The sequence below is a fragment of the Inquilinus sp. 2KB_23 genome (assembly GCF_052115705.1).
GTDB lineage: Bacteria > Pseudomonadota > Alphaproteobacteria > DSM-16000 > Inquilinaceae > Inquilinus > Inquilinus ginsengisoli_A.
This window is the reverse complement of sequence record NZ_JBFRHF010000027.1, coordinates 23,805-44,341: the sequence shown is the minus strand read 5'-3', so window position 1 is coordinate 44,341 and position 20,537 is coordinate 23,805. Positions and strand designations below refer to the sequence as shown.

General features: G+C 69.6%; 25 protein-coding genes. 14 read left to right on the top strand and 11 right to left on the bottom strand.

Translation table 11 applies throughout. The features are described 5' to 3' along the window. Positions 1–299: 299 nt before the first annotated feature. The 6 genes from AB4112_RS28245 to AB4112_RS28220 all read left to right on the top strand — a co-directional run bounded on the left by AB4112_RS28245 (position 300) and on the right by AB4112_RS28220 (position 4,926). Positions 300–929 (top strand): S24 family peptidase, encoded by a 630-nt coding sequence (locus tag AB4112_RS28245; RefSeq protein WP_309798988.1) that lies wholly within the window; start codon positions 300–302, stop codon positions 927–929. 101 nt (positions 930–1,030) lie between these two features. Further along, positions 1,031–1,873 (top strand): branched-chain amino acid aminotransferase, encoded by an 843-nt coding sequence (locus AB4112_RS28240; protein ID WP_309798991.1) that lies wholly within the window; start codon positions 1,031–1,033, stop codon positions 1,871–1,873. 10 nt (positions 1,874–1,883) lie between these two features. Continuing rightward, positions 1,884–2,567 carry an FkbM family methyltransferase gene (locus AB4112_RS28235; RefSeq protein WP_441724389.1) on the top strand — a complete coding sequence of 228 codons (684 nt, stop codon included), beginning with the start codon at positions 1,884–1,886 and terminating at the stop codon, positions 2,565–2,567. A gap of 45 nt (positions 2,568–2,612) precedes the next feature. Next, positions 2,613–3,554 (top strand): heparan-alpha-glucosaminide N-acetyltransferase, encoded by a 942-nt coding sequence (locus tag AB4112_RS28230; RefSeq protein ID WP_441724387.1) that lies wholly within the window; start codon positions 2,613–2,615, stop codon positions 3,552–3,554. Positions 3,555–3,667: 113 nt separating this feature from the next. Beyond that, entirely contained in the window at positions 3,668–4,246 is a 579-nt protein-coding gene (locus tag AB4112_RS28225) for a sigma-70 family RNA polymerase sigma factor (protein ID WP_309798996.1), read from the top strand. Beyond that, the gene (locus tag AB4112_RS28220) at positions 4,243–4,926 is read left to right on the top strand and encodes a DUF1109 domain-containing protein (RefSeq protein WP_309798998.1); all 684 of its coding nucleotides are present in this window, start codon (positions 4,243–4,245) and stop codon (positions 4,924–4,926) included. Before AB4112_RS28225 ends, AB4112_RS28220 begins: the two co-directional genes overlap by 4 nt. On the opposite strand, the gene AB4112_RS28215 is transcribed toward AB4112_RS28220, so the two are convergent. Beyond that, positions 4,923–5,606 (bottom strand): DUF1223 domain-containing protein, encoded by a 684-nt coding sequence (locus AB4112_RS28215; RefSeq protein WP_441724384.1) that lies wholly within the window; start codon positions 5,604–5,606, stop codon positions 4,923–4,925. The two genes, AB4112_RS28220 and AB4112_RS28215, sit on opposite strands and share 4 nt — an antisense overlap. A 124-nt stretch (positions 5,607–5,730) precedes the next feature. On the opposite strand from AB4112_RS28215, the gene AB4112_RS28210 reads away from it, so the two are divergent. The 3 genes from AB4112_RS28210 (at position 5,731) to AB4112_RS28200 (ending at position 7,206) form a co-directional block, all read left to right on the top strand. Continuing rightward, complete coding sequence (locus tag AB4112_RS28210) at positions 5,731–6,234, top strand: hypothetical protein (protein ID WP_309799002.1); 504 nt, start codon at positions 5,731–5,733, stop codon at positions 6,232–6,234. After that, complete coding sequence (locus AB4112_RS28205) at positions 6,231–6,761, top strand: hypothetical protein (protein ID WP_441724382.1); 531 nt, start codon at positions 6,231–6,233, stop codon at positions 6,759–6,761. Before AB4112_RS28210 ends, AB4112_RS28205 begins: the two co-directional genes overlap by 4 nt. A gap of 85 nt (positions 6,762–6,846) precedes the next feature. After that, positions 6,847–7,206 (top strand): response regulator, encoded by a 360-nt coding sequence (locus AB4112_RS28200; RefSeq protein WP_309799005.1) that lies wholly within the window; start codon positions 6,847–6,849, stop codon positions 7,204–7,206. Positions 7,207–7,212: 6 nt separating this feature from the next. Here AB4112_RS28200 and AB4112_RS28195 read toward each other — a convergent pair whose 3' ends face one another. The 3 genes from AB4112_RS28195 to AB4112_RS28185 all read right to left on the bottom strand — a co-directional run bounded on the left by AB4112_RS28195 (position 7,213) and on the right by AB4112_RS28185 (position 10,371). Then, positions 7,213–9,030 (bottom strand): glycoside hydrolase family 15 protein, encoded by a 1,818-nt coding sequence (locus AB4112_RS28195; protein WP_441724380.1) that lies wholly within the window; start codon positions 9,028–9,030, stop codon positions 7,213–7,215. A gap of 157 nt (positions 9,031–9,187) precedes the next feature. After that, a complete protein-coding gene (locus AB4112_RS28190; protein ID WP_441724378.1) occupies positions 9,188–9,532 on the bottom strand; it encodes a hypothetical protein in 345 nt (114 codons plus the stop codon). A 314-nt stretch (positions 9,533–9,846) separates the two neighbouring features. Beyond that, positions 9,847–10,371: an RNA methyltransferase gene (locus AB4112_RS28185; RefSeq protein WP_441724376.1), complete on the bottom strand. Its 525-nt coding sequence runs from the start codon at positions 10,369–10,371 to the stop codon at positions 9,847–9,849. A gap of 101 nt (positions 10,372–10,472) precedes the next feature. Here AB4112_RS28185 and AB4112_RS28180 point away from each other — a divergent pair, with 101 nt between their 5' ends. Next, positions 10,473–11,570 carry an asparaginase gene (locus AB4112_RS28180; RefSeq protein WP_441724374.1) on the top strand — a complete coding sequence of 366 codons (1,098 nt, stop codon included), beginning with the start codon at positions 10,473–10,475 and terminating at the stop codon, positions 11,568–11,570. Between the two features lie 34 nt (positions 11,571–11,604). Here AB4112_RS28180 and AB4112_RS28175 read toward each other — a convergent pair whose 3' ends face one another. Continuing rightward, positions 11,605–11,790 carry a hypothetical protein gene (locus tag AB4112_RS28175; protein WP_441724372.1) on the bottom strand — a complete coding sequence of 62 codons (186 nt, stop codon included), beginning with the start codon at positions 11,788–11,790 and terminating at the stop codon, positions 11,605–11,607. Between the two features lie 33 nt (positions 11,791–11,823). After that, a complete protein-coding gene (locus AB4112_RS28170; protein ID WP_441724370.1) occupies positions 11,824–12,231 on the bottom strand; it encodes a LysE family translocator in 408 nt (135 codons plus the stop codon). 320 nt (positions 12,232–12,551) lie between these two features. On the opposite strand from AB4112_RS28170, the gene AB4112_RS28165 reads away from it, so the two are divergent. Continuing rightward, positions 12,552–13,382 carry an IclR family transcriptional regulator gene (locus AB4112_RS28165; RefSeq protein ID WP_441724368.1) on the top strand — a complete coding sequence of 277 codons (831 nt, stop codon included), beginning with the start codon at positions 12,552–12,554 and terminating at the stop codon, positions 13,380–13,382. A gap of 2 nt (positions 13,383–13,384) precedes the next feature. Here AB4112_RS28165 and AB4112_RS28160 read toward each other — a convergent pair whose 3' ends face one another. From AB4112_RS28160 to AB4112_RS28140, 5 genes are all read right to left on the bottom strand, one after another. After that, positions 13,385–13,843, bottom strand: a complete 459-nt coding sequence (locus AB4112_RS28160) for a hypothetical protein (RefSeq protein WP_441724366.1) — start codon at positions 13,841–13,843, stop codon at positions 13,385–13,387. After that, the gene (locus AB4112_RS28155; protein ID WP_441724364.1) at positions 13,840–14,610 is read right to left on the bottom strand and encodes a GNAT family N-acetyltransferase; all 771 of its coding nucleotides are present in this window, start codon (positions 14,608–14,610) and stop codon (positions 13,840–13,842) included. The genes AB4112_RS28160 and AB4112_RS28155 overlap by 4 nt, the downstream gene beginning before the upstream one ends. Further along, entirely contained in the window at positions 14,607–15,800 is a 1,194-nt protein-coding gene (locus tag AB4112_RS28150) for a pyridoxal phosphate-dependent aminotransferase (RefSeq protein ID WP_441724362.1), read from the bottom strand. Before AB4112_RS28150 ends, AB4112_RS28155 begins: the two co-directional genes overlap by 4 nt. Positions 15,801–16,123: 323 nt before the next feature. Further along, positions 16,124–16,387, bottom strand: a complete 264-nt coding sequence (locus AB4112_RS28145; protein WP_309799024.1) for an usg protein — start codon at positions 16,385–16,387, stop codon at positions 16,124–16,126. A 379-nt stretch (positions 16,388–16,766) separates the two neighbouring features. Then, positions 16,767–17,447: a GntR family transcriptional regulator gene (locus tag AB4112_RS28140; RefSeq protein WP_441724359.1), complete on the bottom strand. Its 681-nt coding sequence runs from the start codon at positions 17,445–17,447 to the stop codon at positions 16,767–16,769. Between the two features lie 157 nt (positions 17,448–17,604). Here AB4112_RS28140 and AB4112_RS28135 point away from each other — a divergent pair, with 157 nt between their 5' ends. From AB4112_RS28135 to AB4112_RS28125, 3 genes are all read left to right on the top strand, one after another. After that, positions 17,605–18,579, top strand: coding sequence for a TRAP transporter substrate-binding protein (locus AB4112_RS28135; RefSeq protein WP_309799028.1), 975 nt, complete (start codon positions 17,605–17,607; stop codon positions 18,577–18,579). 77 nt (positions 18,580–18,656) lie between these two features. After that, positions 18,657–19,184: a TRAP transporter small permease gene (locus tag AB4112_RS28130; protein WP_309799030.1), complete on the top strand. Its 528-nt coding sequence runs from the start codon at positions 18,657–18,659 to the stop codon at positions 19,182–19,184. Further along, positions 19,184–20,464, top strand: a complete 1,281-nt coding sequence (locus tag AB4112_RS28125) for a TRAP transporter large permease (protein ID WP_309799032.1) — start codon at positions 19,184–19,186, stop codon at positions 20,462–20,464. Before AB4112_RS28130 ends, AB4112_RS28125 begins: the two co-directional genes overlap by 1 nt. Positions 20,465–20,537: the final 73 nt, after the last annotated feature.

The following is a 20,537-nucleotide window of genomic DNA, read 5'->3' as shown; positions in this document are numbered from 1 at the left end:
GGCGTTGGAAGGGGCGCCCCTCCTGTCCGCCGATTGACTGCTTTTGCAGGCGGCGAATGCGTCGATTGCATGAGGGTGAAGGGAAGAAAAGCTTCGCTTCTGTCCCTTTCGGGTCATAGCGCGCGCATGGCTTGCCTTGTACAATGTGAAATGTGGTGGGGGCCACTTCCTTCAAAAGAGGCAAGAGCGGACGATGGGGCGAGCAATTTTAGGAAAACTATCCGGTCGATTTTTAGGCAAGTTTTATAAATGAAAATGTTCCTAGATACGCTGGAACCCTGTTGGGAGACATTGTTCCCATGCTGAAACACGCCGACATTTGGGCGGCGATCGACCGTCTGGCCAAGCTCAACGGGCTGTCCCCCTCCGGCCTCGCGCGCCGGTCGGGACTCGATCCCACCACCTTCAACCCGAGCAAGCGCCAGTCGAGCGACGGCAAGCTGCGCTGGCCCTCGACCGAAAGCATCGCCAAGATCCTGGATGCGACCAGCAGCTCGATGGCGGCCTTCGTGCGGCTGATCGACGACGGGTCGGGCCTGCCGGCCCGCCGCATCCCGATCATCGGCCACAGCCAGGCCGCCGTCGACGGGCAGTTCGACGGCACCGGCCATCCCGCCGGGAAAGGCTGGGACGAGGTCGATTTCCCCAACCTGTCCGATCCCAACGCCTATGCGCTGGAGATCGCCGGCGACAGCATGGCGCCGATCTACCGCGACGGCGACATCGTCATCGTGTCGCCGACCGCCGGGCTGCGGCGCGGCGACCGGGTGCTGGTGAAGACGTCCGCCGGGGCGCTGCTGGTGGGCGAACTGGCGCGCATCAGCGCCAACCGCATCGACCTGCGGCCGCTCACGGGCGACCAGGCGGCGCAGTCGCTGAAGCTGTCCGACATCGTCTGGAAGGCCCGCATCGTCTGGTCCAGCCAATAGGCCCATCGCGACACGGGGCCGGGCTGCGACCGGGCGGTGTTGGCGGCGCCGTGCCGGTCGCCTATGCTCCGATGGTCAATTTTACGGGATCGGACGGGCCAATGGCGAGATACGCGCTGACCTTCCTCGATGGCACCTGGCAGGAGGGCAATCCTCCGATCATGGGGCCGCTGTCGCACGCGGCCTGGATGTCCTCGATCATCTTCGACGGCGCCCGGGGCTTCGAAGGCGTGGCGCCGGACCTCGACCGCCACTGCGTCCGCGCCGTCGCCTCGGCCCGCTTCATGGGCCTCGAGCCGACCCGGACGGCCGAGGAGATCGAGGCGCTGGCGCGCGAAGGTCTGGCGAAGTTTCCCGCCAATGCCGCGGTCTATATCCGCCCGATGTTCTGGGCCGAGGATGGCTGGATCGAGCCGGACCCGGCGGCCACCCGCTTCTGCCTGTCGATCTATGAATCGGCGCTGCCTCAGCCGGGCGAGGACACCGCCTGCTTCGCCCAGGGGCTGCGCCGGCCGTCGCCGGAGATGGCGCCGACCCTGGCCAAGGCCGCCTGCCTGTACCCGCAATCCGGCTTCGCCATGCGCCAGGCGAAGCAGCGCGGCTTCACCAATGCGGTGATGCTGGACCCGATCGGCAACGTCGCCGAATTCGCCACCGCCAACATCTTCATGGCCAAGGACGGGGCGGTGCACACCCCGGCAGCGAACGGCACCTTCCTCGCCGGCATCACCCGCAGCCGGGTGATCGACCTGCTGCGCCATGACGGGGTCGAGGTGGTCGAGCGCGCGATCCGCCCGGCGGAGCTGGCTGCGGCGGACGAGATCTTCCAGACCGGCAACTTCGCCAAGGTGCTGCCCTGCACCCGGATCGAGGACCGGCACCTGCAGCCCGGGCCGTTCTACACCAAGGCGCGGAAGCTCTATTGGGACTGGGCCCATTCCTGAGCCGGACACGATGACCGATACCGCCCCCGCCGAGACCGTCTCGAAGGACACCCGCAACCTGATGCGGGTGCTGCAGCACCAGGGCATCACCCTGGTGTTCGATGTCGGCGCCAATGTCGGCCAGTACGCACAGCGGCTGCGGCGCGGCGGCTATGGCGGCCGCATCGTCTCGGTCGAGCCGCTGTCGGCCGCCCATGCGGCGCTGACGGCGGTGGCCGCGGGCGATCCCGGCTGGACCGTCGAATCCCGGCTGGCGCTGGGCGACGGCGACGCGCCGGTGACGCTGCACGTCTCGGGCGAAAGCGACATGAGCTCGGTGCTCGACTTCACGGCGGAGATGGCGGACCTGCTCGACGGCTCGGCCTATGTCGGCACCGAGGTGGCGTCGCAGGCGCGGCTGGAGCGGATCTTCCCGCGCCATGCCCGGCCCGATGACCGGGTGCTGCTGAAGATCGACACCCAGGGCACCGAACGCCGGGTGCTGGACGGCGCCCGCGGCGTGCTGCCTCGCATCGCCGCGGTGCAGATGGAGCTGTCGATCGTGCCGGTCTATGACGGAGAGCCCTCCTATCGCGACACCATCCAGCATCTGGCCGAACTCGGCTTCGTCCCGGCGCTGTTCATCCCCGGCTACTTCAACCGCCGCACGGCGCGGCTGATCGGCATGGACGGGGTGTTCGTCCGCGCGGGGTGATGCGGGCGGGCTAGCCAGAATCGCGGCCGCGGGTTATCCGGGGACATGACGACCGCATCGCCGCGCCCCGGCCGCCTGCCGGTGATCGACCTGCTCCGCGGCCTCGCGCTGCTGGCGATGGCCCTCTACCACTTCTCCTGGGACCTCAGGTTCTTCCGCTTCGTCGACTGGGACCTGCAGGACGGCGTTGCCTGGGTCGCCGCGCGCTACCTGATCGCCGGCAGCTTCCTGGCCCTGGTCGGCGCCGGGCTGGTGCTGTGGGACATCCAGGGGCGGAACTGGCAGCGCTGGGCGATCCGGCTCGGCAAGGTGGCGCTCGGCGCCGTCGTGGTCACGGTCGCGACCTGGTTCGCGATGCGGGACGGGTTCATCTTCTTCGGCATCCTGCACTGCATCGCCGTCGCCAGCGTGCTCGGCCTCCTGGCCCTGCGGCTGCCGGTCCTGCTGAACCTCGTCCTCGGCCTTGGCGTGATCGCCCTGCCGATCATGGGACGGTCGACCCTGTTCGATCCGTCCTGGCTGCTGTGGCTCGGCCTCGGCACCGTGGTGCCGCACAGCAATGACTACGAGCCGCTGTTCCCCTGGTTCGGGCCGGTGCTGCTGGGCATCGCCATGGCGCGGCTGTGGCTGGGGCTGCGGGCGCCGGGCGGCAAGGTCGATGGCGGCGCCCTCGCCCGGCCGCTGCGCTGGGCGGGGCGGCACAGCCTCGGCTTCTACCTGCTGCACCAGCCGATCCTGATCGGCCTCCTGCTCGTGGTCGGCATGGCGCTCGGCCGCGACCCGCAAGCGATGCTGTCGCCGCCGCCCGACATGACGCCGTTTCTAATCTCCTGCCAGGTGCAGTGCGAGCAGCGCGGCGGCGGCATTGAATCCTGCCACGCCTATTGCGGCTGTATGGCCGATGGGATTGTGGCCCAAAATCTCTCGGAGGCCACGCCGGGGCTTCGCGACCGGCTCGGGGCGCTGGACGCTTCCTGCAGCCGCTGACCGGTGGGGCTGCGGCGCAGTCCGGCGTTGCTGCCCGAAAATTCACTCGCAAGCCCCGGGGCGGGGCCCTAGTCTCGGCGCCGATGACCGGACTGCGCCCTTGATCGCCCATCATGACCGATTCCGACGCCGGGACCCCGCCGGGCATGCGTGACGGCGTCGGCTGGTCGACGCTGATGACCGCTGCCCAGGCGGGGGACGGGGTCGCCTATCGCCGGCTGCTGACCGAGATCACCCCCTATCTCCGGGCGTTGGCGCGGCGGTCGCTGCGCCGTCCGGCCGATGCCGAGGATGCGGTGCAGGATGTGCTGCTGACCCTGCACAGCATCCGGCGCACCTATGATCCGGCCCGCCCGTTCCAGCCCTGGCTGGTCGCCATCGCCCGGCGCCGGATCGTCGACCGGGTGCGGATCCAGATCCGCACCACCGGGCGCGAGACCGCGATCGAGCCGTTCGAGGAAACCTTTGCGGCCCCCGAAACGAATGAATGGGGGATGGAATCCGATTCGATCGCGCTGCGGCGCGCCATCGCGGATCTGCCGCCCGGACAGCGCCAGGCGGTGGAACTGCTGAAGCTGAAGGACATGTCGTTGAAGGAGGCATCGGCCGCCAGCGGCGCGTCGGTGCCGGCGCTGAAGGTCGCGATGCATCGCGCCCTGAAGGCGCTGAAGGGGGTTTTGGGACCGAAATGACGGAGACGAGCGAGGCCCGGACCGACGATCTGATCGCGCAGCTGGCCGCCGAGGTCCGGCCTGTCCGTCCGCTGCGGCCGCCGTTGCAGCGGGCCCTGTTCTGGCTGGCCATCGCTGTCGTGGTGATCGGGATCGTCGTCGCCGCCGTCGGGATCCGGCCCGATTTCATGGAGGAGATGGGCGAGACCCATTACCAGCTGGAATGGGCGGGCGCGCTGCTGACCGGCGTGCTTTCGGCCATCGCCGCCTTCCATGTCAGCCTGCCGGACCGGCCCCGCGCCTGGGCGCTGCTGCCGCTGCCCGGCCTGGCGTTCTGGCTGTTCTCGATCGGCTATGGCTGCATGACCGACTGGGTGCGCCTGGGGCCGCAGGGCTTCGCGTTCGGGACCAGCTTCTTTTGCTTCCGCTCGATCCTGCTGATCAGCCTGCCGCTGTCGGTGGCGCTGCTGGTGATGCTGCGCTTCGCCGGGTCGGTGCGCCCGGTCGCCACGATCGCCAGCGCGATGCTGGCGGCGTCGGCGCTGTCGGCCTGCGGCGTCTCCATGTTCCATGGCGACGAGGCCACGCTGATGGTGCTGGTCTGGCATGGCGGCGCCGTGGCGCTGCTGGTCGGCCTGGGCACGCTGCTCAACCGCCGCCTGTTCGGCCTGTTCGCACCACGCCCGGCGATCGCCGGCTAAAGCCGCGCCGCCCCCAGGATGTGGCCGTCGGCCGCCTGCAGCAGCACGGCGGCCTGGTCGCCTTGCGGCCGTGTCGCCGCCACCGTGCCGCCAGGGGCCCAGCCGTCGAGGCGGGTCAGGCTGCGCACCACATTGCGGTCGACCAGCCTATGCCCGGCATTCTCGCCGCGCCGCACCTGCGTCTCGTGCCGGTCGTCGAAGCCGACCAGCCACAGCACCGATCCCGCCGGGGCCGACCCGTCCACCGTCACCTGCAGCGCGTCCGCGGCCGCCGTGATCGTGACCGGCACCGACGGGTCGGTCTTCGCCGCCGTGATCGCCGTCTCCAGGGCCGAGCGGTCGGACCCGACCGCATCGGTCGCGCCGTCGATCACCGCCTGCGGCGTGTAGATCTGGTCGGCACCCCATTGCGCGGCATAGGCATTTTGCCGCGCCGTGGCCCAGGCGCCCGAGAACGGGTCCACCCAGCCCAGGCGGTTCCAGTAGTCGACATGGAAGGCCAGGGCCAGCACCCCCGGCCGGTCGGCCAGGGTCGACAGCAGCGCATCCGCCGGCGGGCAGGACGAGCACCCCTGCGAGGTGAACAGCTCCACCACCACCGGCCGCTCCGCCGCGGCGCCCGGCCAGGCGGGAAGGGCGGAGAGGGCGATCAGGCAGGCAAACAGTCCGCGGCGGGCCATGGTGGCGTCCTGTGATGGGAGGCTGATGGCGATTCGCCGGCCGGAGGGTCGGGGTTACATTCTCTCTTGATTCGCGATTGATAATCGTTCTCATATGATCGGGCCGTTCACGGGAGAGTCCAGAATGGACGAAGACCTGATCACCGAACCGACCGACCGCCGCGCCTTGCCGTTTGCCGAACAGCTGGTGCTGTGGGCGCTGCGGCTCAGCGTCGTCGGTCTGAAGACCGGGGCGCCGACCGACCACCCGGTGCTGCTCGCCTTCCGCAAGGTTGGCGCCGAGGAGGCCGCCGAGCGCATCAGCCTGCTGACCCGCATCGTCGGCTTCGGAGCCGAGCGGCGGGTGCAGATCGGCGTGCCCTGCGCCTTCACCGTCACCGAGGATGAGCGCCGGATCCTCGACCTGGTCGCGATCGGCCAGTCGGGCCGCGGCGTGTCGGGGACGCTGGTGCTGCGCGGCATGCTGTCCTCCGCCGCCTGCCGGGCCGCGGCCGGGCTGTGCGCCGAGCTGGGCGAGATGCTGGCGACCGCCGGCGTCATGCTGCAGCGGCCCGCGCCACCGCCCCGGCCGCTGCGCGTGCCGGCCAACCTGCCGTCCTTCGGCCTGGTCCGGGCGGCGATGCCATGAGCGACGACGCGCATGGCTGCGACGAGACGCATGACGACGACGAGGCGCATGACGATAAGGCGGGGGCGCCGCCGCTGACCCGGGCCGAGACCCTGGTGCTGTGGGGCATCCGCGCTTGGGTCACCGGCCATCGCCACGACATTCCGGTGATGCCGAACCTGCGCACCGCCTTCCGCGCCGAAGGGGCACCGGCCGCGGCCGAGGCGGTGGACGACCTGATGGGCTTCATCGGCCGCGGCGCCGGGCGCACCATCCGGGTGAACTGCCCGCGCTGCCGGCACGTCACCGAGGACGAGCGGCTGCTGCTCGACGTCGTGGCGCTGCACCAGCAGGGCGAGACGATGTGGGCGCCGTTCCTGATCCGGGCGATCCTGACCCCGGTGGCCACCCGGCTGTGCGGCCCGCTGTTCGCCGCCCTGGCCGAAGCCCTGAGCGATGGCGGCATTCTGCTGCCCGCCGTCGCCAGCCAGGCACCGCCCCCTGATATCGCCGCCCATGCGATTCCCGTGGGGTCGACGATTCACTGACCGGTCCCATTGAGGGTTGCCCCGGGCGAGGTTTGCCGCCATGAATCGGATGGTGGCGACCCGAAGCGAACCGATAGTGGGCCTGATGTGTAGCGGACGCGTGTTGCTGGTCGAGGACGACGTGCTGGTACGTCTTCTGGCGGCGGAAGCCCTGATCGATGGCGGCTTCGACGTCGCCGAGGCGGCCGACGCGCCCGAGGCGCTGCGCCTGCTCGACGGCCGCGAGTTCGACCTGATGGTCACCGATGTCGGCCTGCCGGGCATGACCGGGGCCGAGCTGGCGGTGCGGGCCCGCACCGACCGGCCGGCGCTCAAAGTGCTGTTCACCACCGGCTACGGCCCCGAGGACGGGGTGCCGGCCGACCTGCCGACCCTGCGCAAGCCCTATGCCGCCGATGCCCTGGCGGCGACGGTGCGGTCGCTGCTGGCGCAGCCGAGCCACTAGCGGTCTCTAAGCCCGCCACTGCTCCTGCCGGCCGTCGAGGGCCCGGTCGAGAGCGAAGGCTGCGCTGATCAGGGCGAGATGGGTCAGCGCCTGCGGAAAGTTCCCCAGGAATTCCGCGCGGACGTCGAACTCCTCGGCATAGAGCTGCAGGTGGTTGCCGTAGAGCAGCAGCTTCTCGAAGTTGTTCCGCGCCTGCCGCACGCGGCCGGCCCGCGCCAGGCACTCGACATGCCAGAAGGCGCAGGCGGCGAACGACCCTTCCTTGCCGTCCAGCCCGTCCTCGCGGTCGTAGCGCATGACCAGGCCGTCATCGGCCAGCTGGTCGCCTATGGCGTCGAGGGTGGCCAGCCAGGCCGGGTCGGTGGCGCCGACGAAACGGACCAGCGGCATCATCAGCATCGAACCGTCCAGGTCGGTTCCGTCCTTGCTGCGCACGAAATGGCCGGCCTCTTCGTTCCAGAACGTGCTCCAGATGTCTTCGCCGATCTCGTTCCGGGTCTTGATCCAGGTCGCGAACGGCGCGCTCAGGGATCGCTTGCTGGCCAGGCGGATCGCGCGGTCGACGGCGACCCAGCACATCAGCCGCGAATGCAAGTGTTCGATCGGGCGGCTGCGCATCTCCCAGATGCCCGCATCGGGCAGGTGCCAGTTCTCGCAGACATAGTCCACGACCTGGCGGACGCCGTGCCAGTCGGCGTTCGAGATCGCGTCGCCGTATTTGTTGCTGAGATAGATCGAATCCAGCAGCGCGCCGTAGATGTCGAGCTGCAGCTGCGTGGCCGCCGCGTTGCCGATCCTGACCGGGCTGGCGCCGTTGTGGCCGGCGAGGTGGGGCAGCGATTCCTCCTCCGGCACGGGGCTGCCGTCCACCGCGTACATCACGTGCAGGCGCCCGCCGGAACAGGTGGCGGCGCGATCCGCCGTCCAGCGCGTGAACGCCATGGCCTCGTCCTGGTACCCCAGGCGCATCAGGGCGTAGACGGTGAAGGACGCGTCGCGGATCCAGGTGGCGCGATAGTCCCAGTTGCGCGATCCTTTCGGTGTCTCGGGCAGGCCGAAGGTGGCGGCCGCGACGATCGACCCGTGCCGGCGCGAGGTCATCAGCTTCAGCACCAGGGCCGAGCGGGTGACGGCGTCGCGCCAGCGGCCCTTGTAGGTCGATTTGGCGGCCCAGGCCTGCCAGTCGGAGGTGGTCTCGGCGACCAGGCGCTCCAGGGCGTCGGCGTCCGGCTTCTCGGCGCCGTCCTCGTCCAGGACCAGATCCAGGGTCTCGTCGGCCTCGAGGGTGAACACCGCCTCGGCGCCTGCCCGCGCCCTGGTGAAGGCGACGGGCCCCCACAGCCGCATGCCGGGCGAGCCCTCGGCGGTGAACACGGCCTGGCCCTTTCCGGCCGTGACCTTCGGCTTGATCCGGGCATAATCGAAGCGCGGCGCGCAGCGCAGCCGGAAGCGGACCGTGCCGCGGGTGACCCGCAGGCGGCGGATCAGGCGGTAGGTGCAATCCTCGGCATCGCCCGACGCTGTCATCAGGTCGGTGATCTCGGCGCTGGCCTCCTCGCCCAGCCAGCGGGTGACCAGCACGTTGCTTTCGGGCAAGTAGGTCTGGAGGACTCGGGCGCCGGCGATCTCCGGCGCCAGTTCGAAGGCGCCGCCGGCCTTGGCGTCGAGCAGGCAGGCGAACAGGGTCGGGCTGTCGAAGTTGGGCCAGCACAGATAATCGATGGTGCCGTCGAGGGCGACCAGCGCCATGGTCGACAGGTTGCCGATGACGCCGTGATCGGCGATCCGCCGGTCCGGCCGGGTCTTCGTCCTGCGCTCAGCCATGGTCCTGTATCCCTGAAACGGCGTCTCCTCGTCGACAACACGGCTGCGCCGAAGATGTCGCCGATTCGGGGAAACATGCAGGGACGCGGGAATAGTCACAAAGGGCCGCGAAGCGGATCAGGCCGGGGCGACTATTCCCGGCCTGATCCGATCGTGCTCAGCGACCGCCGTGGCCGCCGCCACCATGACCGCCGCCGCCGCGGCCGCCATGGCCGGCGCCAAAGCCGCCGCCGTGGCCGTGTGTCGCCGCGGCACCCGGATGGCCGAAATCGTGACCAACGGCCATGGATCCGATCCCATTGTTGCGGGCGTCGTCATCCGGTTCGCTCGGCGCCCCCGCCATCCCCGCGGTATCCGAGCCGGGGGCTTCTGCCGTCTGGGTCCACAGGGCCTGGGGCGGCAGCTGCGGTTCGACAGCCTGGGCCGATGCTGCCCCGACGAGAATTCCGAGCACGGCCAGGCCGACCAGGCCGGCCGGGCGCGCAGATTGCGACATGAACATGTCTCTGTCCTCTTCATCTGAGATCGGCGGCCGGCGATCGCGGCGCCATCGGATCGTCCTGATCCGCTGCGCGGTGGCCTGGCCCCGTCGTCACACGGGCCGTCGCAGAGGCGGCGGGAAGGTTCGTGTGCGTTCTGACAGATGGGCACTGTTCTGTCGTCGCAATCGCAGTTTACCAATGATTAACGGCCGGGAAATATTATCCAAGGCCGGTTCGAATTCTTCGACAGGCAGGTCTGATAAAGATCCGGAATGGATTCATAACTGAACCCGATCAAGCAGGTCTTCTGGTTTTCGGTTTGTGCGCCAAGGGGTCAGCCGATGAATTTCGGCGCACCATGGACATGCGGCGGCAGCGGCTCGGTCGGGCCGCCGGGCAGCAGCGGCCGCGCGGCGAAGCGGCCCAGCGAGATCAGCCGGTCGTACATCACCAGCGCGCCCGCCAGGGACAGGTTCAGCGAGAACCGGGTCGGGATCTGCACGATGTGGTCGCAGCGCGCCGCCATCTCCGGCGACAGGCCGCCGCGTTCCGACCCCAGGACATAGGCGGCCTGGCGCGGGTGGCGGAAGCTGGGCAGCGCGATCGAATCCTCCATCAGCTCGATCCCGACCAGGGCGCAGCCCTTGGGCAGGGCGAGCGCGGCGACGTCGGGATAGGTGTAGAGCGGCACGGCGCCGGCGGCGCTGGAGGTGTCGCTCCAGCCGAAATCGACCTCGTCCGTGTTCGGCGCCACGGTGAAGCAGAAGCTGGCGCCGAAGGCGTGGGCGGTGCGCATCAGGGCGCCGACATTCATCGGCTTGCTGATGCCCTCGCAGCCGATCGCGAAATAGCCTTTCATCCGATCCCGTCCGTGTCTTTCCGGCTCCGACCTTGCCCCGCACCGGGCGCGAGGGCAAGGTGCGGCCGGAACGGCCCTGCCTTCATCCTGCCGAGACGATCATGACCGACCCCCACACTCACGATCACGGCCACGAGCATGGCCCCGACCACAGCCCGGCCTCGGGAACCGCCGATCTCGCCGCCGGCGGCGGGCCGATCCTGGTCGAGGTCACGCGCGGTTCGGTGGTCGAGAGCCGGCATCGCGGCAGCGCCCTGATCGTCGACCGCACCGGCGCCGTGCAGGGCCATTGGGGCGACATCGCCCGCCCGGTCTATGCCCGCTCGGCGATCAAGTCGCTGCAGGCGATCCCGCTGGTCGAAAGCGGCGCGGCCGACGCCTTCGGCCTGGGCGACGAGGAGCTGGCGCTGGCCTGCGCCTCGCACAATGGCGAACCCGGCCATGTCGAGCGCGTCGCCGCCTGGCTGGCGAAGATCGGCCTGTCCGAATCCGATCTCGAATGCGGCACCCACCTGCCGTTCCACGAAGGCTCCGCCCATGCGCTGGTCTGCAGGCACGAACATCCCTCGGCCCTGCACAACAACTGTTCGGGCAAGCACACCGGCTTCCTGACCACGGCCGTCCATCTCGGCGAGAAGACCAAGGGCTACATCCGCTACACCCATCCGGTGCAGCAGCGCATCCTCGGCGTGCTCGAGCAGATGACCGGCTGCGGCCTCGGTGCGGCGCCCTGGGCGGCGGACGGCTGCTCGATCCCGACCATCGCCATCCCGCTCGAAGGCCTGGCCTTAGCCATGGCGCAGATCGCCGACCCCGACGACCTGCCCGAGAAGCGCCGCGCCGCGGTGCTGCGCATCCGCAAGGCCTGGGCCGCGCAGCCCTTCCTGGTCGCCGGCACCGGCCGCTTCGACACCGAGATCATGCAGGCCTGCCAGGGCCGGGTGATGACCAAGGTCGGGGCGGAGGGCGTGTTCTGCGCCGCGCTGCCGGATTACGGCCTGGGCGTCGCGCTCAAGATCGAGGACGGGGCCGAGCGGGCGGCGAATGTCGCCATGGCCGCGATCCTGAAGCGCATCGGCGCGCTGGACGGCGCCGACCCGGAGATCGCCGGCCGCTGGCTGGCCCCGCCGATCAAGACCCGCTTCGGCGTCACCGTCGGTGCCGTCCGCGGTGCCGCGGGGCTGGCTGGCGAGGGTTAGAGCTGTCCGGGAAGTAGCAGTCCCGGACAGGCTCTCAGTTCGACCGGTTCCAGGCGGCAGTGGCGAAGCCGGCGGCGACCAGCACGCCGGCGCCGGCGCGGTTGATCAGCCGCAGCACCGACGGCCGGCCGATGGTGTCGCGTAGCCGTGCCCCGGCCCAAGCATAGGCGGCGGCGTTCAGCGCGGCGAGGGTGACGAAGGTGCCCTCCAGCACCGCCATCTGCGGCAGCAGCGGCGCGTCGGGATGGACGAACTACGGCAGGAAGGCGACGAAGAACACGATGCTCTTCGGGTTCAGCGCCGTGACCGCGAAGGCGTGCAGCAGCATGGCGCGGGGCGACCGCCCGGTGTCGGCCGCGGCCAGCGCTTCGGCCTTGGGCGCAGCCCGCCACAGCTTGACGCCGAGATAGACCAGATAGGCGGCGCCGATCCACTTCAGCACGGTGAAGGCGGCGGAGGAGGCGGCCAGCAGGGCGCCGAGGCCGAGCATCGACAGGGTCATCGCGGTGAAGTCGCCGAGCGCGACCCCGCCGACGATCCACCAGGCATGGGACCGGCCGCGGCCCAGCGCGTAGGACAGCACCAGGGTGATGGTCGGGCCGGGGATGATCAGGACGATGCCGGCGGCGAGCAGGAAGGCGAACCAAAGGTCGAGCGACATGGCAGCGGCTCCGGGCGGATGATCCGGCCAGCAATCCATGGGGATTTCGCTTTGTCCAGTGCCGTGGCGGCGCATCGCCGCTCACGAGAAGGCGGGACGGGACCACGAGTTGTCCCCTGCGCTGTCCCCTCCCGCCTGCCCGATCCCCCCTGCGAGAGAGAGGATTCGATCGGTTGCGCCCGTCCCACCATCGGCGGGGGCGCCGTCCGGTCTTTGCTTTCCTAACAAATGTTTGGTAATACGAAACACACTTCGGCAATGCGATAAGGGATAACCTCGGATGTGCGGCCGGTCAACGATCATCGGCGGAGTTTCGCCCGGTGACGCGAAGGCTCGCCATGGCCGATGAGCGCTACCGGGTGCAGAGCCTGGGCCGGGCGCTGGACCTGCTGGAGCACATCGCTGCGGCCGGCGGCGACGGCGCCAGGCTGACCGACCTTGCCCAGGCGACCGGGCTGTCCAAGGCGGCGGCCTACGCCATCCTGCAGACCTTTCTCGCCCATGGCGTGGTCGCGGACAGCGGCCAAGGGGCAACGCGGCGCTATCGGCTGGGCCTCGCGCTGGTGCGGCTGGGCGATCTCGCCGTCGCGTCGATCGGGCTGGCCGACACGGCGCTGCCGGTGCTGCGCGACCTGACGCGGGCGGTCGGCATGACCTCGCGGGTCGCGGTGCTGGATCACGGCTTCGCGGTGGTGATTGGCCGGGTCGATGGGCCGGGGTCGGTGCAGTTCGAGGCGGCGCTCGGCCGGCGGGAATGGCCGCATTGCTCGGGCGTCGGCAAGGCCCTGCTCGCCGCCATGCCGCGGCCGGAGGCGCTGGCGATCCTGGGCCGGGTCGGCCATCCCAACCGCACGCCGCACACCCTGTGCACCCTGGCCGCGCTGGAGGCGGATTTCGACCGGATCACCCTCCGCCGCTATGCCGTGGATGACGAGGAGGACAATGAGGGCGTGTTCTGCCTCGCCGCCTGCGTCTTCGACCGGGGCGGGGAGGCGGCGGGCGCGATCAGCGTGACCGGGCTGAAGCAGCGCCTGCCGGAGGAGAAGGTGCCGGCGCTGGCCGAGGCCGTGATCGACCATGCCGACCGGATCTCGCAGCGCCTCGGCGGGCCGTCGGCGGAGGTCGCCTGGGCACGGCGGCGCCCGGCGTAATCCTAGCGCTTCTTGCGGCCCAGCCGCTTGGCGTTGGCGGAGACGACGCGGTGCGCCGAGGACAGGCTGGCATCGGTGATGGCGGCGGCATCGTCCATCAGCCGGTTGCCGATCTCGGCGCCCTGGGCCATGCCCAGTTGCATCCAACGCTGCCACGCCGTGACCGGGTCGGAGGTCATGGCCGCGAAGCCGAGCTGCGCCTGGGCGCCGAACCAGCCGGCCCAGCCGTGCTGGGCGGTCGCCATCTGGGTCGCGACCTTGGCGCCGGTCTCGGCCATCACGGCCATCTTTTCCGCCATCATGCGGGTGAATTCAGGATCGCCCATCGCCACCGGATCGCCGGCCGCCTGCGCCATCATCAGGCTGCGATGACCGATGGTCTGGCCGGCGGCCACCGCCATCTCGGTCATCTGCACCATCGGGTTGGCCGGGGTGCGCCGCGTCGTGCGTCTCTTGGTCATGGGGATCCTGCGGTGCCGAAATTCAGCTGGGTGCCGGCCGGGCGGAAGCCGAGCCTGGCGTAGAGCGGTTCCGCCCCGACCGCGGCGGAGAGCCAGGCGAGGTCGTGGCCGTCACCGAAATAGGCGTCGAGCAATCGGCGGCAAACCGCCCCGGCCAGGCCGCGGCCCCGGAAGGGCGGCCGCGTCCCCACGGCTGCCAGCTCGGCCGTGCCGCCGCCGATCAGCAGCAATCCGCTGGCCGCGGGCACACCGTCCCACCGGGCCAGCGCCGCCCGGCGGGTCCCTTGTAGCAGGCCTTGGGTCAGCCGCGCGCGAAAATCGGCCTGGCCGGCCGCGTCGAGCGGCTGGTCGAAGGCGTCGTGCTGCACCTGCATCAGCCCGTCGATCGCGGCCTCGTCATGCGCATCCACCAGCACCGCCGGCCCGGCGGGCGCGGCGCGGTAGGCGTCGAGGCCCAGGACCATGAGCGGCGCTTCCATCTCGCGACGATAGCCCATGGCGAACAGCGTCGGAGACAACGAAGGATGCAATTCGCGAAAGAATTCCAGACGGAAACGGCGCCCGGCCGTGTCGAAGGCGTGCTGCAGGCCGGCGATCGCTGGCCGCCATTCCGGCGCCGGGGCCACCGGCACGGCGAAGCTCAGCATCGGGTCGTCGCTGGCCTCCGACACGAACAGCGCGAAGGGACCGACGGCCTCGCGCCGCCGCCCCTCGGCCGCGGCCGCCAGCGTGTTGGGAACCAGGCGTTCGAGCAGCGCCCGATTCACGACAATGCGGGCAGCAGCCGCTCCATTGCCGTTTCCAGCCGGTCGAGCGACCCGGCGAAGCACAGCCGCAGATGGCCTTCGCCGCCCGGGCCGAAGGCCGAACCCGGGGCCAGGCCGACATTGGCCTCGTGCAGCAGGCGCAGGGCCAGGGCCCGGCTGTCCGGCTCGCCGTCGACGCCGAAGAACAGGTAGAAGGCGCCGTCCGGCCGGATCAGCCGGACGCGGGGCGATTCCGACAGCCTTGAGATCACCAGGTCGCGTGCGGTGCGGCAGCGCTCGACCTGGCTCTGGATGAAGGGCTCGCCCTGTTCGACCGCGGCGACCGCGCCGTGCTGCAGGAAGGTCGACACGCCGGAGGTGTTGAACTGCTGCAGGTTCTCATAGACCTGCCCCAGCTCCTCGGACGCCACCACCCAGCCGATGCGCCAGCCGGTCATCGCCCAGTTCTTGGAGAAGGTGTTGACCACCACCAGCCGGTCCTCCGGCTCCGCGATCGCCAGGAAGGACGGGGCGGCAGGGCGCCCATTGGCTTGTGGGGCGTAGACGAAGCGGGCATAGACCTCGTCGGCCACGATCCAGATGCCGCGCGGGCGGCAGAATTCCAGGATCCGCTTCTGTTCTTCCGCCGTCAGGGTCCAGCCGGTCGGATTGCCGGGGCTGTTCAGGAACAGCGCGCGGGTCTTCGGGCCGCAGGCGGCGAACAGCCGGTCCAGGTCCAGCCGCCAGCGGCCGTTCTCGACCCCGATCGGCACCGGCACGGTGCGGCCGCCGGCGATGTCCACGGCGCTGAAGATGTTCGGCCAGACCGGCACCGGCATGACGATCTCGTCGCCCGGTACGATCAGGGCCTGCATCGTCATCATGATCGCCTGCATGCCGCCGATCGTGACGTAGATGCGGCCGGCCGGAACGCTGGCGCCGGCGACCCGGCTGACATAGCCGGCCAGGGCCTCGCGCAGGGGCGGGATGCCGCGCTGCCAGGTGTAGAAGGTGTGGCCCTCGGCCAGGGCCCGATTGGCCGCCTCGCCGATGAAGGCCGGCGTCGGCTGGTCGCCTTCGCCGACCCACAGCTGGATCAGGTCGGGCTTGCCGCGCCCGGCATTGACCACCTCGACGATGCCGCTCTCCGGCAGCCGCGCGATGTCGGGTCGAATGGCCCCCAGAAGACCCGTCGCGATATGTCCGTCCACGTCCAAAACCTCCCTTGGCTGCGGGGAGGGTAGCAAGCCGGGGCGCCGGCCGTCATCCAGCGCCCGGCGCATGGGCGTCGCGCGGCGCCATTGGGCCGGTCGGATTCAGCGGGGAACCGGATCGGCGATAGCGGCGTTGGTGGAAGGAGGTCCGAGAACGGCGCGGCGCGATTGCATGATCGCCGGTGCCGGGCAAGGCCTCGGTGGTCGTCGCGGAGCCCCTCCCCGTCGGCGGCCATGGCGTAAGCCCCGCGGCTGGACCCCCCTCCGGGTCGCGGGCGGCGGCGGGACCGGCAGGGGTCCCGCCGCCCGCTCCACCTTGCTCAGTGCAGACGGAACTCGCCGGCGCAGAGCCGCAATTCGGCCGGCTTCACCACCGCGGTCGAGGCGACGCGCACCGAATGCAGCGGCCCCTCGATGTTGCGCGTCCAGAAATCCAGGAACCGGTGCAGCTCCGGGAAGCGCGGCGCCAGGTCCAGCTTCTGCCACAGGAAGCTCTGCAGCAGGCCCGGGTGATCGGGCAGGCGGTACAGGATCTCCGCCGTGGTCAGGCGGTAGCCCTGCAGCTGACGTTCGAGATCGGTCATCCCTTCACATCCTTCCAGCGCGGCCGGCCCTTTCCGATCGTCCGGTCCATGAAGGAAATGTGATGTGGATTTTCTCCGCGAACAAGGGTATTTCTAAATAAATCAACGGCTTAGCAGCAGTCGGGTGGGATTGCTGCTAGATCACGCTCCATATCCCGCCCTCTTGTTTGTCATGCCACGGCTTGACCGTGGCATCCAGGGGCGGCCAAAGCGGCTCTCGGTGGCCCCTGGATTGCCCGGTCAAGCCGGGCAATGACATGAGAAAGTTAAGACCTGGGCCTCAGTCCTCGACCTGAAACGCTTAACCGGACACCTGAGGGCAAGCCGGGCAATGACAGATAAGGGGCGACGGACAAGGGGCGTGAACCCAGAGGCTCGCTCAGTCGAACAGCGCGCGGTGCTGCTGCTGCACGGTCGGCAGGGCCCGCAGGATCTCGGAGAGATGGGCGCGCAGCGCCGCCTCGGCGCCCTCGGGGTCGCGCCGGTCGATCGCCGCCAGGATGACGCGGTGCTGGTCGATCAGCACCGGGAGGGACGAGGCCAGCGGCAGCGTCAGGTGACAGACGCGGTCCATATGCGCCTTCAGATCCTCGATCACCGTCCAGGCCGATGGGCAGCCCGCACCCTCGGCGAGGGCGGCATGGAACGCCTCGTCGGCGCGCTGGAACTCATAATGTTCGCCGGCCTTGGCCGCGACCTCCTGGGCCTCGAGATGGAAGTCGATGCGGGTGCGGACCCGGGAATCGAACCGCTCGCAGGCCCGGCGCACCACCGCGCTCTCCAGCGATTCCCGGATGAACCGCGCCTCCAGCATGCGCTCGATCGAGATCCGCACCACGAAGGTGCCGCGGCGCGGCTGGATCTCGACCAGCCCGGCCCGGGCCAGGGCGATGAAGGCCTCGCGCACCGGCTGGCGGGACACGCCGAAGCGCGCCGCGATCTCCTGCTCCGACAGCGGCGCGCCGGGCTGGATCGCCAGGGTGACGATCCGTTTGCGGATCTCCAGCTCGATCAGCCGGGCGATGCTGGTGGTCTGGTCGAGAAGGTCGAGCGGCGCCATGCGGGAGCTCACAACGGATATTGCGTTGGCTGAAGTACCATACTAACCTCCTAAATACCATACTAGATGGCGGCCTGATCATACCAGATCGCGTCTTTCGGCAGGGGGCCGGGGGCGAAGATCGAGAGACCATATCAGGCCAAAGGGGGAGGCAATCATGAAGTCCATCGCAGCACTGGCCTTGGGGGCAGCATTGGCGCTGACCGCACTGCCCGCCATGGCGCAAAGCGTCACGTTGCGCTCGGCCGACATCCATCCCGACGGGTATCCGACCGTCGTGGCGGTCCAGTATCTCGGCCAGCTGATGGACGAGCGGACGGGCGGCCGGATCAAGATCCAGGTCTTCAACAACGCGCAGCTCGGCGCGGAAAAGGACACGATCGAGCAGACCCGGTTCGGCGTGATCGACCTGAACCGGGTGAACTCGGCGCCGTTCAACAATCTGGTGCCCGAGACCCAGGTGCTGGGCCTGCCCTTCCTGTTCCGCTCGGTCGACCACATGCACAAGGTGGTCGACGGCCCGATCGGCGACGAGATCCTGGCGGCGTTCGAGCCGCATGGGCTGGTCGGCCTCGCCTTCTACGATTCCGGCGCGCGGTCCTTCTACACCACCAAGACGCCGATCAAGTCGATCGAGGACATGAAGGGCCTCAAGATCCGGGTCCAGCAATCCGACCTGTGGATCGCGATGCTGCAGGCCTTCGGGGCCAACCCGACGCCGATGTCCTATGGCGAGGTCTATTCGGCGCTGGAGACCGGCGTGGTCGACGGGGCCGAGAACAACTGGCCGTCCTATGAATCGTCGCGCCATTTCGAGGTGGCGAAGCACCTCACCCTGACCGAGCATTCGCTGACGCCCGAGGTCCTGGTGATCTCCAAGCTGTCCTGGGACAAGCTGGCGCCAGCCGACCAGGCCCTGCTGCGCCAGGCGGCCAAGGACTCCGTGGTCAAGATGCGCGAGCTGTGGGTGGCGCGCGAGAAGGAGTCGGAGGCCAAGGTCCGGGCCGGCGGCGGCGAGATCATCACCGTCGACAAGGCGCCCTTCGTCGCGGCGATGGCGCCGGTCTACGCGAAGTTCGTCACCGACGACAAGACCAAGTCGCTGGTCGAGCGCATCCGCGCGGTCCAGTAGCTCCGCAATCCGCACCGGCCCCCCGCGCATCCGCGCGGGGGGCCGTTCGACATGATGGCAGAGGGAGATCGGCCGGCATGGCATCGGTCTTGAACGCGACGCGCCGGGCCTTGGGCGCCCTGTCCACCGGGGCGCTCTGGGTGGCCGGCGCCGGCATGGTCGCCATGACCGGCGTGGTCGGCTGGCAGGTCTTCGCCCGCTATGTGCTGAACGACACGCCCAGCTGGGCCGAGCCGATGACGCTGCAGCTGATGGGCTGGTTCATCCTGCTCGGCGCCGCGGTCGGCGTGCGCGAGAGCTTCCATCTCGGCCTCGACATCCTGCAGCAGATTCTGCCGCCGGTGGTCAACCGTGGGCTCGAGATCGTGAACCTGCTGCTGATCCTCGGCTTCGGCGTCGCCATGGTCTGGTACTCCGTGCTGCTGGCGATCGGGACCTGGACCGCGACCATTCCCGTGCTGGACATCCCCGGCGGGTTCGACTTCCTGCCGCTGGTCGCCGGTGGCGCGCTGATCGCGCTGTTCGCGGCCGAGCGGCTGTTCGACCGGATCGCCGGCATCGAGCCCACGGCGGCGTCGATGCCCAGCGTGCAGGAGATGGCGTGATGGAGCTGTGGGTCCTGTTCGGCGGCTTCACGCTGTTCATGTTCATGGGCATGCCGATCGCCTTCTGCCTCGGCATCTCCTGCCTCGCGACGGTGCTCTACATGGGGCTGCCGCCGGTGGTGGTGTTCCAGCAGATCAATTCCGGCATGAACGCCTTCGCCATGATGGCGATCCCGTTCTTCATCTTCGCCGGCGACCTGATGATCCGCGGCGGCATCGCCGTCCGGCTGATCCGCTTCGCCGCCAGCCTGGTCGGGCATCTCCGCGGCGGCCTGGGCCAGGTCAACGTCGTCGCCTCGACCCTGTTCGGCGGCATCTCGGGGTCGGCCGTGGCCGACGCCTCGGCGATCGGCGGGCTGATGATCCCGCAGATGGCGGCGCGCGGCTATGACCGCGACTACGCGGTCAACGTCACCGCCAACTCGGCGATCATCGCGCTGATGATCCCGCCGTCGAACAACATGATCCTCTATTCGATCGCGGCCGGCGGCAACGTGTCGATCGCCGACCTGTTCACCGCCGGCATCATCCCCGGCCTGCTGCTGGCCGCGGCGCTGATGGTCACGGCCTATATCGTGGCGCGCCGCCGCGGCTACCCGTCCGACCCGTTCCCCGGCCTGCGCGCCGTCGGCCGCTACCTGGTGGTGGCGCTGCCCGGCATCCTCCTGATCGGCATCATCTTCGGCGGCGTCCGGTCCGGCGTGTTCACCGCGACCGAAAGCTCCTGCATCGCGGTGATCTACGCCTTCCTGGTCGCGCTCCTGGTCTATCGCGAGCTCGACTGGCCCAACTTCGTCGAGGCGGTGCAGGGCGCGGTGCGCACCACCGCCATGGTGCTGCTGGTGATCGGCACCGCCGGGGCCTTCGGCTGGCTGATGGCGCTGCTGCAGGTGCAGACCGCGACCGTCGCCGCGATCCACGCCATCTCCAGCGACCCGATCATGGTGCTGCTGCTGATCAACGTGGCGCTGCTGATCCTCGGCACCTTCATGGACATGGCGCCGATGATCATCATCTGCACCCCGGTGCTGCTGCCGGTGGTCAAGGCCTTCGGCATCGACCCGGTGCATTTCGGCGTCATCCTGATCCTGAACGCCGGCATCGGCCTGAACACCCCGCCGGTGGGGTCGGTGCTGTTCGTCAGCTGCGCCGTCGGCAAGATCACGATCCGCGAGGCGATGCGCACGATCTGGCCGTTCTTCGGGGCCTCGATCGCGGTGCTGCTGCTGGTCACCTACATCCCCGCGCTGTCGCTGTGGCTGCCCGCCGCGTTCCGCTGAAAGACTCTTTGTTGGGGTGAATCATGCGGCGGGCCTTGACCCGTCCGGGGCTTCCCCTTAAATGCGTAGCACT

What these genes read in the sequence shown, in the direction of transcription:
- AB4112_RS28245 (WP_309798988.1), top strand. Translation starts at nt 300, where the DNA reads ATGCTGAAACACGCCGACATTTGGGCGGCGATCGACCGTCTGGCCAAG.
- AB4112_RS28240 (WP_309798991.1), top strand. Translation starts at nt 1,031, where the DNA reads ATGGCGAGATACGCGCTGACCTTCCTCGATGGCACCTGGCAGGAGGGC.
- AB4112_RS28235 (WP_441724389.1), top strand. Translation starts at nt 1,884, where the DNA reads ATGACCGATACCGCCCCCGCCGAGACCGTCTCGAAGGACACCCGCAAC.
- AB4112_RS28230 (WP_441724387.1), top strand. Translation starts at nt 2,613, where the DNA reads ATGACGACCGCATCGCCGCGCCCCGGCCGCCTGCCGGTGATCGACCTG.
- AB4112_RS28225 (WP_309798996.1), top strand. Translation starts at nt 3,668, where the DNA reads ATGACCGATTCCGACGCCGGGACCCCGCCGGGCATGCGTGACGGCGTC.
- AB4112_RS28220 (WP_309798998.1), top strand. Translation starts at nt 4,243, where the DNA reads ATGACGGAGACGAGCGAGGCCCGGACCGACGATCTGATCGCGCAGCTG.
- AB4112_RS28215 (WP_441724384.1), bottom strand. Translation starts at nt 5,606, where the DNA reads ATGGCCCGCCGCGGACTGTTTGCCTGCCTGATCGCCCTCTCCGCCCTT.
- AB4112_RS28210 (WP_309799002.1), top strand. Translation starts at nt 5,731, where the DNA reads ATGGACGAAGACCTGATCACCGAACCGACCGACCGCCGCGCCTTGCCG.
- AB4112_RS28205 (WP_441724382.1), top strand. Translation starts at nt 6,231, where the DNA reads ATGAGCGACGACGCGCATGGCTGCGACGAGACGCATGACGACGACGAG.
- AB4112_RS28200 (WP_309799005.1), top strand. Translation starts at nt 6,847, where the DNA reads ATGTGTAGCGGACGCGTGTTGCTGGTCGAGGACGACGTGCTGGTACGT.
- AB4112_RS28195 (WP_441724380.1), bottom strand. Translation starts at nt 9,030, where the DNA reads ATGGCTGAGCGCAGGACGAAGACCCGGCCGGACCGGCGGATCGCCGAT.
- AB4112_RS28190 (WP_441724378.1), bottom strand. Translation starts at nt 9,532, where the DNA reads ATGTTCATGTCGCAATCTGCGCGCCCGGCCGGCCTGGTCGGCCTGGCC.
- AB4112_RS28185 (WP_441724376.1), bottom strand. Translation starts at nt 10,371, where the DNA reads ATGAAAGGCTATTTCGCGATCGGCTGCGAGGGCATCAGCAAGCCGATG.
- AB4112_RS28180 (WP_441724374.1), top strand. Translation starts at nt 10,473, where the DNA reads ATGACCGACCCCCACACTCACGATCACGGCCACGAGCATGGCCCCGAC.
- AB4112_RS28175 (WP_441724372.1), bottom strand. Translation starts at nt 11,790, where the DNA reads ATGGCGGTGCTGGAGGGCACCTTCGTCACCCTCGCCGCGCTGAACGCC.
- AB4112_RS28170 (WP_441724370.1), bottom strand. Translation starts at nt 12,231, where the DNA reads ATGTCGCTCGACCTTTGGTTCGCCTTCCTGCTCGCCGCCGGCATCGTC.
- AB4112_RS28160 (WP_441724366.1), bottom strand. Translation starts at nt 13,843, where the DNA reads ATGACCAAGAGACGCACGACGCGGCGCACCCCGGCCAACCCGATGGTG.
- AB4112_RS28145 (WP_309799024.1), bottom strand. Translation starts at nt 16,387, where the DNA reads ATGACCGATCTCGAACGTCAGCTGCAGGGCTACCGCCTGACCACGGCG.
- AB4112_RS28140 (WP_441724359.1), bottom strand. Translation starts at nt 17,447, where the DNA reads ATGGCGCCGCTCGACCTTCTCGACCAGACCACCAGCATCGCCCGGCTG.
- AB4112_RS28135 (WP_309799028.1), top strand. Translation starts at nt 17,605, where the DNA reads ATGAAGTCCATCGCAGCACTGGCCTTGGGGGCAGCATTGGCGCTGACC.
- AB4112_RS28130 (WP_309799030.1), top strand. Translation starts at nt 18,657, where the DNA reads ATGGCATCGGTCTTGAACGCGACGCGCCGGGCCTTGGGCGCCCTGTCC.
- AB4112_RS28125 (WP_309799032.1), top strand. Translation starts at nt 19,184, where the DNA reads ATGGAGCTGTGGGTCCTGTTCGGCGGCTTCACGCTGTTCATGTTCATG.